Genomic DNA, 13,895 nt, shown 5'->3' with positions numbered 1-13,895 from the left:
ATGAATGTTTTGCTGACAATTTTTCAGTTAATTATTGTCAACGCTTGTCGGTCTGTCTGCTTTGTTCTTTCCGAAGTTCTTGTTCGGTGTAGCGCTCATCTCAATTTCCATCTGACCACCCTGTAGCAATTGCGCATGTGTGATGAAAGTCTTGCTGTAAGGCTTTCCATCCAATTTGATCGATTTGATGTATTGGTTTGCTTTACCTTGGTTTTTAACCGTGATCGCTAAAGTTTTGCCGTTTGGTAAATTGATGTTGGCATGTTCCATCATCGGTGAACCAAATACATACACACCGCTCATGGCATTCAATGGATAGAATCCCATCGCCGAGAATACGTACCATGCGCTCATCTGACCGACGTCATCGTTACCGCAAAGTCCTGCCGGTGTATTGGTGTAAAATTCGGTCATCGCTTTACGTGCCAATGCAGCACCTTTCCAGGGTTGTCCCGCGTAAGCATATAAGTAGGGGATATGGTGATTGGGCTCATTCCCTTGTGCATATTGGCCGATCAGTCCTGAGATATCCGGCGAAGCTTCTCCACCGAGATCCGAAGACATTGTGGTAAAGTAATCCAGTTTCTTTAAAAATTGCTGTTCGCCGCCAAAGAGATTGATCAAGCCTGTCACGTCTTGTGGTACCAACCACGTATATTGCCATGCATTTCCTTCACAGTAATCATTTTCACGGTGCTTGGCCATTAAGGGATCAAAAGGCCTGCGGAAGTCACCATTGGCTTTTCTGCCCACAAAGTGACCAACTTCTTTATCGAAATATTGTTCGTATAGTTTATAGCGTTTTTTGAAATAAGCGGCATCTTCGGTCTTTCCTAATTTCTCTGCAATTTTGTAAGCGCCGAAATCAGCGATAGCATATTCCAATGCCCAGGCAACGGATTCGTTCGGCATACTGTCGATAGGAATATATGTAAGGTCGCGTGCAAATTTCAATCCATGGTCATTGCCCATGGCAGTTGTTTTGACAGCTTCCCAAACCAAAGGATAGTCCTTCTCGTCGATGATTCCTTTTAAGAAAGCATCTGCAATAACGGGAATGGCTGGCAAACCGACCATGGTATTGGTTTCATTGCCCTGCAAATGCCACATCGGTAATTTTCCCTGCTGCTGATAGATGGCAAGCATGGTTTTGATAAAATCCTGATTGATCTTGCGATCCTCCAGGATAGTCATCAATGGATGTAACCCACGGTAGGTATCCCAAAGGGAGAATACGGTATGATTGACAAAATCTTGTTTTTCGTAAACCTGTTTATCCGTACCTAAATAGTCACCGTTTGCATCGTTGAAAATTGTTGGTGCGAAGTAAGTGTGGTATAGCGCGGTATAGAAAATGGTCTTGGTGTCCTTGTCCGCTTCAAACTGGATTTTATTTAGGGTTTTATTCCAACGTTGATCGGCTTCTTGTTTTATCTTTTCAAAATTCCAGCCTGGAATCTCCGCATTGATATTATTTAAGGCATTGGTGGAGCTGACCGGAGAAATACCGACTTTCAGTTCAATGTTCTTGTTTTTAGCCGCGTCGAAGAAAAGCGCTGCTTTGATCGCTTGTCCTTTGAAGGTCGTCTGACCGAATTTTTCGTCTTTACCATCAAAGAATCTAACCTTTTGAATAGGCTGCGAAGTTTTTATGGCAAAGTATAATTTTTGGTCACTGGCCCAGCCTGTCGAAAAGCGGTAACCAACGAAGGTGGAATCATTGACCTGTTTGATATAGGTATCCGTTGCTTTATCCCAATTGATGTGGTAACCCAGGTCAACCAAAATATGGGCGTTGTCTGTTTTTTCGTAAACGTACTGGTGGTAGCCCACTCTTTCCGTCGCGGTGAGATTAGCCTGTACTTTATAGTCATCCAGATAGGCGCTGTAGAATCCAGGTTTAGCAACTTCATTTTCTTTTTTGAAAGATGAACCGTAGCCGGTATTCATCTTGTTGAATTCTGCTGCTGTCAATTGCAGCTTGCCATTCGCAGGAACGATCATCAGATCATTGAGGTCACCAATACCGGTTCCGCTCAGATGGGTATGGGTAAAGCCCAGAATTTCCTGGCTTTTGTAATTGTAGCCGCTGCACCAATCCCAGCCATTGAATTTGTCCCAGATCTGTGGGATCTGCGTTGGCCCAAGCTGTACTGCACCTAAGGGTACATTGGCTCCGACAAATACGTGGCCGTGATCTGCTGACCCAATAAATGGGTTGACATATTGTGTTAAATTTTGCTGAGCTTGAACGCAAAATGGTAAAATTAGCGTGCCCAACACTGTTGTGATGAGTTTATTTCCTGTCATAGGTTTTGTGTTCGGGTATTTGAAACTGCTTAAAATTAGTAAATAAAACCTTTTAGCGCAATTTTATTATTATTTTAGTAAATTGTCGTTAAATTTTTTACTTTAGTAATCTTCGAAATAAAAACTTAACAAACCTACTCTACATGAAGAAACGTATTCTGATCAGTGATATCGCAAAGGCGTTGGGAATTTCTGTAACTACAGTCTCCTTTATTTTGAATGACAAGGCAAAAGAGAAGCGTATCAGCGAGGCGTTGACCAAGCGCGTATTGGATTATGTCAAGAAAGTAGGGTATAAGCCAAATGAACTGGCGAAAAGCTTGCGTACCGGAAAGACAAAGATTTTGGGTTTGATTATCGAAGACATCTCGAATCCGTTTTTTGGCAATATTGCGCGTCTGATCGAAAGCAAAGTGTACGAGCAGGGGTACCGTATTATTTACTGTAGTACCAACAACGATGTAGAAAAGGCGAAGGAGCTGATCCAGATGTTTTACGACCGTCAGGTGGACGGTTTTATCATTACACCTTCAGATGGTTTGGAGGATACTGTCAAGCAATTGCAGCAAAGTAATATTCCTGTTGTACTTTTCGACCGTTACTTTCCGAACCTGGAGACTGACTATGTCGGAGCGGATAATTTTCAGGGAGCTTTCGATGCGACAAGTCATCTCTGCCAACAGGCGTATAAGCGCATAGGTTTTGTATCGTTATATTCGGATCAGACCCAGATGAAGGAACGCTCAGATGGCTATCTCAAAGCAATGGATAATCATAAACAGCAAAGTTTCATTCAGAAGGTGCAGATGGATGCTTCGGATGACGAGGCAATGGAGTCCCTAAAAGACTTTATTTGTGAAAACCGTCTGGATGCTCTTTTATTTTCGACCAATTATCTCGCGATTTCCGGATTGAAGGCTTCGAAGAAATATAATTTTGTTATGCCAGCGATGATTGCCTTCGATGACCATACAGTTTTTAAACTATTGGAACCTTCCATCACCGTTGTTTCACAACCGATCAAGGAGATTGCCGATAACCTGATCAATATACTTTTGCTCCGTCTCCAGGGCAAAATAAAAGCAACACGTAAGCTCGTGTTGCCTTGTGAACTGAAAATTCGCGAATCGACAAAAGCAAAGGTTACTTTGTAGTATCCGCTACGAATTTCATTGAAATGGAATTGACGCAATGGCGTGTGTTTTTCGCTGTGAAGCCTTCCCCAAGAAAAACATGCCCGAGGTGTGCGCCACAGTTTGTGCAGAGAATTTCCGTACGGCGCCCGTCTGCATCCGTGATCCGGGTGATTGCATTGGGGATCTCATCATCAAAGCTCGGCCAGCCACAGCCAGATTCAAATTTTGATTCCGAACGATAGAGCGGGCTATCGCAACGCCGGCAAATATAGGTTCCTTTTGATTTGTTGTCCAAAAGCTCTCCCGTAAAAGGACGCTCCGTCCCTTTGTGTACAATGACATATTCCTCTTCTTTGCTTAACGGGTTATATTTTTTATTCGTTTCCATTTTTGTTTTCTGTTTAATATTCTCTTGCCCCTGACAGGAAGAACCTATGAGGAACAAGCATATACCGTAGCTATATAATAGCATTTTCATACCCATAAAGTTACGGAATTAATATCAAAAATGTTTTTTTAGCCCGGAACTATCTTGATATTCAAGTATTTTAAATTGTCATAGTAATGTCTTATATTTGATAGGCGTACCCTGATGAAAAGTTAAGGCAATTGATATACTTCGTTCGCATAATAGGGATTTAACGTGGTTTAAACGCAATTGTTTAGAATGATTATAAATTGATATTAAAGGTCACAAAATTGTCAGCGATTTGTTAATAAATCATACTTTTGTGGCATTGTTAGGGGGGTAGTGGCTCCTTTAACCATGGGAGTTAATTTTTTACATTCACAAATAAATAGTATAAAGTGCTAAATATGAGAACTATCTCATCCGTTTTGGGAAGCCTTGCGAGGGTGGTGTCAACGAGTTTGATGCTATTATTTGCCGTTACGACGTTGCATGCGCAAGATGTCAAGGAAGGTGAAAAAATCTTCAAATCTAAGTGTACATCCTGTCACGCCATTGACAGAAAAGTAGTTGGTCCTGCTTTGAAAGGAGTTCCAGATACAAAATCTGAAGAATGGTTGATCAAATGGATCCGTAACTCTCAAGCTTTAATCGCTACAGGTGATGCTGAGGCTGTTAAAATCTTCGAAGAGTACAACAAATCTGTGATGACTTCTTTTACGGATTTATCTGACGATCAGATTAAATCTGTCATTGCGTTTATCAAAGATGCCTCAGTAGAGAAGCCGAAAGAAGCTGGTGCTGCTGGTGCTGCTGCAAAAGATGACAATGCGTCTATGTTCATGATCTTGGGCTTGATCGCGGTTGTTGTTTTGGCGGTTGTCGTGATCGTGGTGTTGAACCGTGTGATCCGTACCTTAGAAAATGTAATTGCTAAGAATCAGGAAGCTATTGCTGCGCAACAAGAGCCTGAGGACAATCAACGTTTTGTGAAGTTTGCGAAAGCATTCGTTAAAAACAAAAAATTAGTTGGATTTACGGTGTTGATGCTTGTTGCTCTTTTGGCAGTTGGTGGTTGGAAAACAATGTGGAACGTAGGTGTTCACGAAGGTTACAAGCCTGTTCAACCGATCAAGTTCTCACACCAAATCCACGCTGGTGTAAATAAAATTGAGTGTCAATACTGTCACGGTGGTGCATTTAAATCTAAAAATGCGTCTATTCCATCGGCCAATGTATGTATGAACTGTCACAATACAATCACTGCATCAGAGCATTATGATGGTGAAATCTCACCAGAAATTGCTAAAATCTACCGTGCGTTAGATTGGAATCCTGAGACACGTACTTATGGTAACAATCCGAAGCCAATTCAATGGGTTCGTATCCATAACTTGCCTGATTTCGCTTACTTCAATCACTCACAACACGTTGTGGTAGCAGGAGTAGAGTGTCAGACTTGTCACGGACCGATCCAAAATATGGAAGAAGTATATCAATACTCTCCATTGACAATGAAATGGTGTGTGGACTGTCACAAAAAGACAGATATCAAATCGGATAATAAATATTATGAAGATTTGATCAAGGCACACGAAAGAATTAAGAAAGGTGAAAAAATGACTGCAGCCATGATCGGTGGTCTTGAGTGTGGTAAATGTCACTATTAATAATTATTTGAAATACGCAATCTTATATACAGCTTAAATGGATAGCAATAAAAAATATTGGAAAGGTTTGGAAGAGTTAAATCAAACTCCTGCTTTCGTTGAGGGAAGCAAGGGTGAGTTTGCCGAATCTATTCCTGTAGAAGATGTATTAAATGAAGCGGGCTTGAGTACGAAAACTCCTCGCCGTGACTTCTTGAAAGCATTAGGTTTTGGTTTGGGTGCTGTTTCTTTAGCGGCTTGTAACCGTACTCCTGTGCATAAGGCAGTTCCTTATTTGATTAAACCTGAAGAGGTAACTCCAGGTATCCCTAACTACTATACGTCGACATTCAATGGTCAAAGTATTTTGGTTAAAACGCGTGAAGGTCGTCCGATCAATGTTGAGCCTAACCCAAATGCAATTGGTTTGAACCAAGGTTTGGATTCAACAACTGCTGCTTCGGTATTGGATTTATATGATGAGTCTAAATTGAAGCAAGCACAATGGAAAGGTCAAGATGTGGAGTGGTCTAAATTGGATGGGGAAGTTGTTAAAGCATTGACTGCTGCTGCATCTTCTGGTAAACAAATTACGATCGTTTCGAATACCGTAAACAGTCCTTCAACGTTGGCTGCTATCGCTGCTTTCGCAACGAAATTCTCTACAGTTAACCACGTACAATACGACGCTGTTTCTTACAGCGGTATTATCGAAGCAAATAAAGCTTCATTCGGTAAGGCTGTAGTTCCTTCATACAATTTTGATAAAGCAAATGTAATCGTTTCAGTTGCTGCTGATTTCTTAGGAACTTGGTTGGCAGGTGAAGAACATACACAACAATACGCTAAAAACCGTGACTACAAATCATTGAAAAATGGAAAAATGTCACGTCACGTACAATTTGAGTCTGGTCTTTCAATGACTGGTACAAATGCCGATGCGCGTATTGCGATCAAACCTTCGGAAGAAGGTGCTACCTTGATTGCTTTATATAATGCAATCACTGGTCAATCATTGGCTGGAGCAACTGCAAACAAAAAAGCGCAAAAAGGTGTAGCCCTAGCGGCGAAAGAATTGGTCAACAGCAAAGGTGCTGCCGTAGTTGTTGCTGGTTCTAACGATGTGAATGTTCAGGTATTGGTCAATGCAATCAACGTTGCATTGGGCGCTTACGGTACAATCATTGATTTAGATAACTATTCGAAACAATACCAAGGTTCGGATTCTTCTTTCCAGGCTTTCTTAGCTGCTGCAAAAGCTGGCCAGGTAGGTGTAGCGTTCTTCTTGAACAGCAATCCTGTATATGACTACTTCAAAGCAGAGGATGTAAAAGCGGCTTTGAAACAGATTCCTTTCACTTTATCATTCTCACAACGTGCTGATGAGACTGCGTCGGAATTGACAGCGATTGCTCCTGCAAGTACTTTCTTGGAGTCTTGGGGTGATGCTAACCCGAAAGAGGGTTTGTACTCTATTGTTCAGCCTACAATCAATCCTGTTTTCCAAACACGTCAAGCTGAGCAAAGCTTGTTGACTTGGGCAGGAAACACAACAGATATGTACAACTTCGTTAAGAACTTGTGGTCTACACAAATCTTAGCTGGTTCTACGAAAAACTGGGATGCTGTATTGCAAACTGGTTTTGAATATAAAGGTGCCAAAGTGGCAACTGCTCCTGCATTTACAGGAAACGCAGCTGCTGCCGCTTCAGCTATTGAAGCATCCAGCAAAGCAATTACTGGTGAGTTTGAATTGAAACTTTACGAACCTTCTGCGCTTCGCGATGGTCGTTACGCAAACAATGCTTACTTGCAAGAATTGCCTGATCCAGTATCTAAAGTAACTTGGGACAACTATGCTGCCCTAAACCCTAAAGATGCTGAAAAACTAGGCTTGGGTGAAGATGGTAAAGTAACTGTAAAAGCAAATGGTGTTGAACTTGAATTGCCGGTTGTACAACAACCTGGTCAAGCACAAGGTACTGTTTCTGTTGCTGTAGGTTACGGGCGTACGAAAGTTGGTAAAGCAGGTAATGAAGTTGGTAAAAACGCATTCCCATTTGCCTCTATCATCAATGGTACTGTTCAAGGTGTTGCAAAAGCAACTGTAGCGAAAGCGGCTGGGACATACCAATTGGCACAAACACAAACACACCACACCATCGAAGGTCGTAACGTGATCCGTGAGACTACATTTGCGAAATATCTGAAAGATCCTAACTCTGAGGCAGGACGTTTTACAGATAATCACAAAACGTACGATTTGTGGAATAAATATGAGCAACCGGGCCACAAATGGGTGATGGCGATCGACCTGAACGCTTGTACAGGTTGTGGTGCTTGTATCGTAGCTTGTAACGTAGAGAATAACATTCCTGTTGTAGGTCGTGATGAGGTTCGTCGTCGTCGTGAAATGCACTGGTTGCGTATTGACCGTTACTATACAATCGAAGGCAAAGAGAAAGATCTTACAAAAGAGAAAGAAATTGCGAAAGCTTCGGCTGAATTGGATTTCGAAGATATCACTGTTGTTCACCAACCGATGTTGTGTCAGCACTGTGGCCACGCCCCTTGTGAAACGGTTTGTCCGGTATTGGCAACAGTACACTCTTCAGAAGGTCTGAACCACATGGCATACAACCGTTGTTTCGGTACACGTTACTGTGCGAACAACTGTCCGTTCAAAGTACGTCGTTTCAACTGGTTTGCATACTGGAATGATTCACGTTTTGACAACTACTTGAACAATGAGTTCACACAATTGGTATTGAATCCAGATGTAGTCACTCGTTCACGTGGGGTCATGGAGAAATGTTCAATGTGTATCCAACGTATCCAATCAGGTAAATTACAGGCTAAGATTGAAAACCGCAAAGTGAAAGATGGCGATATCCAAATGGCTTGTCAACAAGCATGTTCGGCAAATGCAATCATCTTCGGTGACGCTAACGATCCAGAATCAGAAGTTTCCAAAGCATTGCGCAATGAGCGTGTTTATTACGTACTTGAGGAAATCAATGTTCAACCGGGTATCGGTTATATGACAAAAGTTAGAAACACTTTTGAGGCGTAATCTTGTACAATATTTGAAATAAAAATACTATGTCATCGCATAACGAATCAATATTAAGAGAACCATTAATGACCGGTAAAGACATCACGTATGCAAAAATTACGGATGATATCTTACTACCGGTTGAAAATAAACCAAATAAAGCATGGTGGATCGGTTTTACCGTTGCTGTATTGGGTGCTTTATTATGGGTAGTTAGCGTTAGTTATACCTTTTGGACAGGTATCGGCGCTTGGGGTCTGAATAAAACTGTAGGCTGGGCTTGGGATATCACCGACTTCGTATGGTGGGTTGGTATCGGTCACGCTGGTACGTTGATTTCGGCCGTATTATTAATTTTCCGTCAGAACTGGCGTAATTCCATCAACCGTTCCGCAGAGGCGATGACGATCTTTGCGGTAATCTGTGCGGCTACCTACGTTGTAGCTCACATGGGTCGTCCTTGGTTGGCATATTGGATTTTCCCGCTTCCAAATCAATTTGGATCACTTTGGGTTAACTTCAACTCGCCATTGGTATGGGATGCATTCGCGATCTCAACATACTTTACAGTATCCTTGGTATTCTGGTACTGTGGTTTGTTGCCGGATATCGCGACTATCCGTGACCGTGCTACTGGATTAAAACAAAAGATTTATTCTGTATTATCATTCGGTTGGAATGGTTCTGTGAAGACTTGGCAACGTTTCGAAATCGTGTCATTGATCTTGGCAGGTATTTCAACACCACTGGTACTTTCTGTACACACCATCGTATCCATGGACTTTGCAACTTCGGTTATCCCTGGATGGCACACGACGATCTTCCCGCCATATTTCGTGGCTGGTGCGATCTTCTCAGGCTTCGCGATGGTACAGACTTTATTGTTGATCTTACGTAAAGTAATGAACTTTGAGAACTACATCACAATGTTCCATATTGAATCGATGAATATCATCATCATGACGACCGGTTCTATCGTAGGTGTGGCTTACTTAACCGAGTTATTTATCGCGATGTACTCTCGTTCAGAATACGAAATGTATGCTTTCGAGAACCGTATGTTGGGTCCATATGCATGGGCATACTGGTCGATGATGACTTGTAACGTAATTTCTCCACAGTTATTCTGGTTCAAAAAAATCCGTACAAGTATTCCGATCTCTTGGATTCTATCCATTGTGGTAAATATCGGTATGTGGTTTGAGCGTTTCGTAATTATCGTGACTTCATTGCACCGTGATTACTTGCCTTCATCTTGGGCAATGTTCTACCCAACTTGGACAGACGTAGGTATCTTTGTAGGTTCAATTGGATTATTCTTTACGTTATTCTTGTTGTTCTTACGTTTCTTGCCGGGTATCGCAATCGCCGAAGTTAAATTGTTGTTGAAATCATCGTCATTACAACACAAGACTAAATTGGCTCAAGAAGGTGCATTCCCTGCAGAGCAAGTTGAGTACTTCCAGGAATCATTGGAAAAATACGATTCAGTGACAGAAGAAGAGATTAAAGAATTATCAGTTAGAAAATAATCAGCAATGAGCAATACAAAATATATATTAGGTAGTTTTGCGGATCCGGATGACATGATGCATGGGATCGACAAATTGCAAGCAAACAATATAAGTATTTATGACTGCTTTACACCGATGCCTATCCACGGGATCGAAGCGAAGTTAGGTGTAAGACCTTCCCGCTTGCCTATCGCAGCATTTTGCTTTGGAGCATTAGGAACAACATTAGGTTTTAGTTTGTTGTATTATACCATGGTATACGATTGGCCGATGAACATCGGTGGTAAACCATCATTTGCAATGCCAAACTTTGTTCCGGTAACATTTGAGGTTACGATCTTGTTGTGTGCTTTGGGTATGGTTGCTACATTTTTCTTCCGCAACCACTTGTTCCCGGGACGTACACCTCGCGTGATGGACCTAAGAGCAACAGATGACCGTTTCATCCTTGCAGTAGATGCCAAAGAAAATACAGACCACGCTTTGATCGATAGCTTATTGAAAGAAGCAGGTGCTGTTGAAGTTAAGTACAATGATAGAAAATATGTTAGCTATGAATAAGAAGAATTTACTTGGAACTGTATGCGCAGCTGTGGCATTGACAGCACTTGTTTCTTCTTGTGGTGACAAAACGACTCGTAGTACAGGTTTGGAATTTTCCCGTAACATGTACGATCCGCTTGCTTTTAATCCGGATCAACCCAATGCGAATTTTGCTGATGGAAAAACAGCGCAAGCACCTCCTAAAGGTACTGATCCAATTGGTTTCACCCGTTTTGAGTATGCCAATACATTAGAGGACTATGTACGTGCTGGTGCTGAGGTGAAAAATCCTTTAGTTGTTAACGCTGAAAATCTTGAAAAAGGTAAGGCTTTGTTCACTACTTACTGTTCAGTATGTCACGGAGTAGAAGGTAAAGGGGATGGACCGCTGACGAAAGATCGTAGTGTAACAGATTCTAGAGGCACTCGTCAGTTAGAGAACTTTCCGCCGCCACCATCTTATCATAGAACAGATGCGGCAAACTCTTCCAGAGGTGGTTTGATGGCTGACTTGACAGATGGTAAAATTTACCATACGATTTATTACGGACACAACTCCATGGGATCGCATGCGTCTCAATTGTCTCCAGAAGAGAGATGGAAAGTTGTTATGTATGTTCACGAATTACAAAAGAAATAATCTAACATCAGATATATAAATGGGAACTCACAGTCATCATCACGATTATAATTTCAACGAGCGATACGAGTTTGCTGGCAAAGCTAAAATGTTCAGTATTATCGCTGTTGTACTAGGCGTAGCTGCTGTAGCTTTCGGGTTGCTTTCGGGCGATCACGTTACTGTAGAGCGTACATACGCCAACTTGTTATTGATGGGTTATTACTTTACATGTGTGTGCGCAGCTGGAGCTTTCTTCGTTGCCTTGCAATATGTAACACAATCTGCATGGTCTGCAGGTCTGGTACGTATACCTCAAGCTATGGCAAGCACCCTGCCTATTGCGGCACTCTTGTTAGTGGTTATTGTTGGATTGGGTTTATCTACCCATAATCTTTACCACCATTGGCATGGTGAAGGTTTGTTGGATCACAATAGTCCAAACTATGACCCTATTATTGAAGGAAAGTCTGCATACTTGAATGTACCTTTCTTTTTATCTCGTCAAGTTATCTTCTTAGGAATATATAGTATTTTTGCTGTTATCCTTGCGAAGCTTTCATACAAAGAGGATTTGGAAGGCGGTTTGACTTCTTATAAAAAGTCATTTAAATTGTCTGCTATCTTCTTGGTTATTTTCGGTTTCACAACGCCAATTTGGGCTTTCGATACGATCATGTCCTTAGAAGCACACTGGTTTTCTACCATGTTCGGATGGTACAACTTCGCAGCAATGTGGGTGAGTGGTATCTGTTGTATCACGATCATCGTTGTTGTATTGAAGAAAGCGGGTTATATGAACTGGGTAAACGAAAATCATTTACACGATTTGGGTAAACTGATGTTCGGTTTCTCCATCTTCTGGACCTATGTTTGGTTTGCACAATTCATGTTGATTTGGTACTCAAACATCCCGGAAGAAACAGTTTATTTCTACAAACGTTGGGAACCAGAATACAAACCTTGGTTTTGGTTGAGTATTATCATTAACTTTGTGTCTCCATTGCTTATATTGGTAGATCGCGATGCTAAACGTAAACAAAATGTGATGTTGTTCGTAGCGATTCTATTGTTGGCTGGTCACTGGCTTGATTATTACATCATGGTTATGCCTGGTACTGTCGCTGAACATAGAGGATTTGGTATCATTGAAATCGGAACTGCACTTGGTTTCTTAGGTTTGTTCATCTTTTTAGTGATGAGTAAATTGAGCAAACAAGCATTGGTGCCTAAAAATCATCCTTTCTTGGATGAGAGTTTACATCACCAGATATAGTTTCACTTTTAAAGGAAGGTTACGTAAAAACGTTATAAAAGAAATGAGCTTTAAATTAAATAATAGATTCAAATCCATCTCGGGTTTTGTGCTTGCACTAGGGCTGCTTTTTGCAAATCCTATTCTTGCAAGTCAACAAGATACAGTAGCATCTGATTCTGCTAAAGTGGCGACTACAGCGGTAGCTGCCCCTGCGGCAACGGATTCGGTTGCAAAAGATACAACAGCGGCAGCAGGTACTGCTGCTGTTGCATCTGCTAGCTCTACGACGGAAGCTGGCGCGGCTGCTCCTGCTGTAGAAGAAGTGAAGCAAATAGACCCTCAGGTTTATAAAAACTTCACATATTATGTGTTATTATTCTTAGTTATTTGTACAGTCATTGCTGTGATCGGCAAGGTACTTTCGATCTACGAATTGACACGTAAAATGAACGGTAGATACAATCCATTTGCAAATAACACATTCCAATCGGCATTGTTGTTTATCTTCTTGGTTGTATTTCTTTATGGTGTTTACTGGTCATACGTACATTGGGGCGCAGCATATTGGCGGTCCGCGGTAACTGAGCACGGCGAGCGTATTGATACCATGTTTATCATCACCACTGCGATCACTACGTTTGTATTGGTTATTACGCATATCTTGTTGATGACTTTTACATTCTTGTACCGCATGCGTGCAAAACGTCAGGCCTACTACTACCCACATAACAATGCTATCGAGAAACTTTGGACGATCGTTCCGGCAGTCGTTTTGACCGTATTGGTATTGTTTGGTTTCTTTACATGGAGATCAATTACGAATGTTCCTGAGGATCTTCAAAAATCTGCATTGCAAATTGAAGTGTTGGGCGAGCAGTTCCAATGGAATGTGCGTTACCCAGGAACAGACGGTGTTATTGGTAAACGTAATTACAAAATGACGACACCGACAAATCCTTACGGTATCGATTTTAATGATAAAAATTCGTGGGATGATATTCAAGGTTCTGAAATCTGGTTACCTGTAAATAAACCAGTTCGTTTCCATATCGTTTCAAAAGATATTATTCACTCTTTCTTTATTCCGGATTTCCGTGTTCAGATCAACGCTGTTCCGGGAATGACCAACTATTTCCAATTCACACCTACTGTAACGACAGAAGAAATGCGTGATCGTTTGGGCGATTACAACTACGATTTCGTGATGTTGTGTAACAAAATCTGTGGATCTGCTCACTGGAACATGCAAAAGAAAGTGGTTGTTGTAACAGAAGAAAAATATAAAGAGTGGTTAGCTAAGCAAAACAAATATTTTACTGAGGATCTGCAAAAGGAATTCAGCGGTAAAACAGCTAACGTAAAAAAGGATAGCGTACAGGTTACAGCTTCTTTGAACTAATTA

General features: G+C 41.4%; 10 protein-coding genes. 8 read left to right on the top strand and 2 right to left on the bottom strand.

What is annotated here, in order from left to right; all coding sequences use genetic code 11:
* Positions 1 to 27: 27 nt before the first annotated feature.
* On the bottom strand, positions 28 to 2,310 hold the full coding sequence (locus tag ACK8HY_RS18155) for a GH92 family glycosyl hydrolase (protein WP_416134400.1): 2,283 nt from the start codon (positions 2,308 to 2,310) through the stop codon (positions 28 to 30).
* 143 nt (positions 2,311 to 2,453) lie between these two features.
* Here ACK8HY_RS18155 and ACK8HY_RS18150 point away from each other — a divergent pair, with 143 nt between their 5' ends.
* Complete coding sequence (locus ACK8HY_RS18150; RefSeq protein WP_416134399.1) at positions 2,454 to 3,464, top strand: LacI family DNA-binding transcriptional regulator; 1,011 nt, start codon at positions 2,454 to 2,456, stop codon at positions 3,462 to 3,464.
* On the opposite strand, the gene ACK8HY_RS18145 is transcribed toward ACK8HY_RS18150, so the two are convergent.
* Positions 3,454 to 3,924 carry a methionine-R-sulfoxide reductase gene (locus ACK8HY_RS18145; RefSeq protein ID WP_416134398.1) on the bottom strand — a complete coding sequence of 157 codons (471 nt, stop codon included), beginning with the start codon at positions 3,922 to 3,924 and terminating at the stop codon, positions 3,454 to 3,456. The genes ACK8HY_RS18150 and ACK8HY_RS18145 overlap by 11 nt on opposite strands.
* A gap of 338 nt (positions 3,925 to 4,262) precedes the next feature.
* Between ACK8HY_RS18145 and ACK8HY_RS18140 the strand changes: the two genes are divergently transcribed.
* The 7 genes from ACK8HY_RS18140 to ACK8HY_RS18110 are packed head-to-tail and all read left to right on the top strand — an operon-like array spanning position 4,263 to position 13,892.
* Positions 4,263 to 5,525: a cytochrome c3 family protein gene (locus tag ACK8HY_RS18140; RefSeq protein WP_077437922.1), complete on the top strand. Its 1,263-nt coding sequence runs from the start codon at positions 4,263 to 4,265 to the stop codon at positions 5,523 to 5,525.
* Positions 5,526 to 5,562: 37 nt separating this feature from the next.
* Positions 5,563 to 8,577 (top strand): TAT-variant-translocated molybdopterin oxidoreductase, encoded by a 3,015-nt coding sequence (locus ACK8HY_RS18135; RefSeq protein ID WP_416134397.1) that lies wholly within the window; start codon positions 5,563 to 5,565, stop codon positions 8,575 to 8,577.
* A 29-nt stretch (positions 8,578 to 8,606) separates the two neighbouring features.
* A complete protein-coding gene (nrfD, locus tag ACK8HY_RS18130) occupies positions 8,607 to 10,091 on the top strand; it encodes an NrfD/PsrC family molybdoenzyme membrane anchor subunit (protein WP_077437920.1) in 1,485 nt (494 codons plus the stop codon).
* 6 nt (positions 10,092 to 10,097) lie between these two features.
* Positions 10,098 to 10,634 (top strand): DUF3341 domain-containing protein, encoded by a 537-nt coding sequence (locus ACK8HY_RS18125; RefSeq protein WP_077437919.1) that lies wholly within the window; start codon positions 10,098 to 10,100, stop codon positions 10,632 to 10,634.
* On the top strand, positions 10,618 to 11,256 hold the full coding sequence (locus ACK8HY_RS18120) for a c-type cytochrome (RefSeq protein ID WP_410528293.1): 639 nt from the start codon (positions 10,618 to 10,620) through the stop codon (positions 11,254 to 11,256). The genes ACK8HY_RS18125 and ACK8HY_RS18120 overlap by 17 nt, the downstream gene beginning before the upstream one ends.
* 19 nt (positions 11,257 to 11,275) lie before the next feature.
* Entirely contained in the window at positions 11,276 to 12,511 is a 1,236-nt protein-coding gene (locus tag ACK8HY_RS18115; RefSeq protein ID WP_077437917.1) for a quinol:cytochrome C oxidoreductase, read from the top strand.
* A 43-nt stretch (positions 12,512 to 12,554) separates the two neighbouring features.
* Positions 12,555 to 13,892, top strand: coding sequence for a cytochrome c oxidase subunit II (locus tag ACK8HY_RS18110; protein ID WP_077437916.1), 1,338 nt, complete (start codon positions 12,555 to 12,557; stop codon positions 13,890 to 13,892).
* The last annotated feature ends 3 nt before the right edge of the window (positions 13,893 to 13,895 follow it).

This window comes from Sphingobacterium sp. NGMCC 1.201703 (assembly GCF_047784615.1).
In the GTDB taxonomy this organism is placed as follows: Bacteria; Bacteroidota; Bacteroidia; order Sphingobacteriales; family Sphingobacteriaceae; genus Sphingobacterium.
The sequence above is the reverse complement of the archived record's forward strand: the minus strand, read 5'-3'. Positions and strand labels throughout refer to the sequence as shown.

Bases quoted from the DNA above. Each gene is read 5' to 3' on its own strand.
- nrfD (WP_077437920.1), top strand. From the start codon at position 8,607: ATGTCATCGCATAACGAATCAATATTAAGAGAACCATTAATGACCGGT.
- ACK8HY_RS18135 (WP_416134397.1), top strand. From the start codon at position 5,563: ATGGATAGCAATAAAAAATATTGGAAAGGTTTGGAAGAGTTAAATCAA.
- ACK8HY_RS18155 (WP_416134400.1), bottom strand. From the start codon at position 2,310: ATGACAGGAAATAAACTCATCACAACAGTGTTGGGCACGCTAATTTTA.
- ACK8HY_RS18110 (WP_077437916.1), top strand. From the start codon at position 12,555: ATGAGCTTTAAATTAAATAATAGATTCAAATCCATCTCGGGTTTTGTG.
- ACK8HY_RS18125 (WP_077437919.1), top strand. From the start codon at position 10,098: ATGAGCAATACAAAATATATATTAGGTAGTTTTGCGGATCCGGATGAC.
- ACK8HY_RS18115 (WP_077437917.1), top strand. From the start codon at position 11,276: ATGGGAACTCACAGTCATCATCACGATTATAATTTCAACGAGCGATAC.
- ACK8HY_RS18120 (WP_410528293.1), top strand. From the start codon at position 10,618: ATGTTAGCTATGAATAAGAAGAATTTACTTGGAACTGTATGCGCAGCT.
- ACK8HY_RS18145 (WP_416134398.1), bottom strand. From the start codon at position 3,924: ATGAAAATGCTATTATATAGCTACGGTATATGCTTGTTCCTCATAGGT.
- ACK8HY_RS18150 (WP_416134399.1), top strand. From the start codon at position 2,454: ATGAAGAAACGTATTCTGATCAGTGATATCGCAAAGGCGTTGGGAATT.
- ACK8HY_RS18140 (WP_077437922.1), top strand. From the start codon at position 4,263: ATGAGAACTATCTCATCCGTTTTGGGAAGCCTTGCGAGGGTGGTGTCA.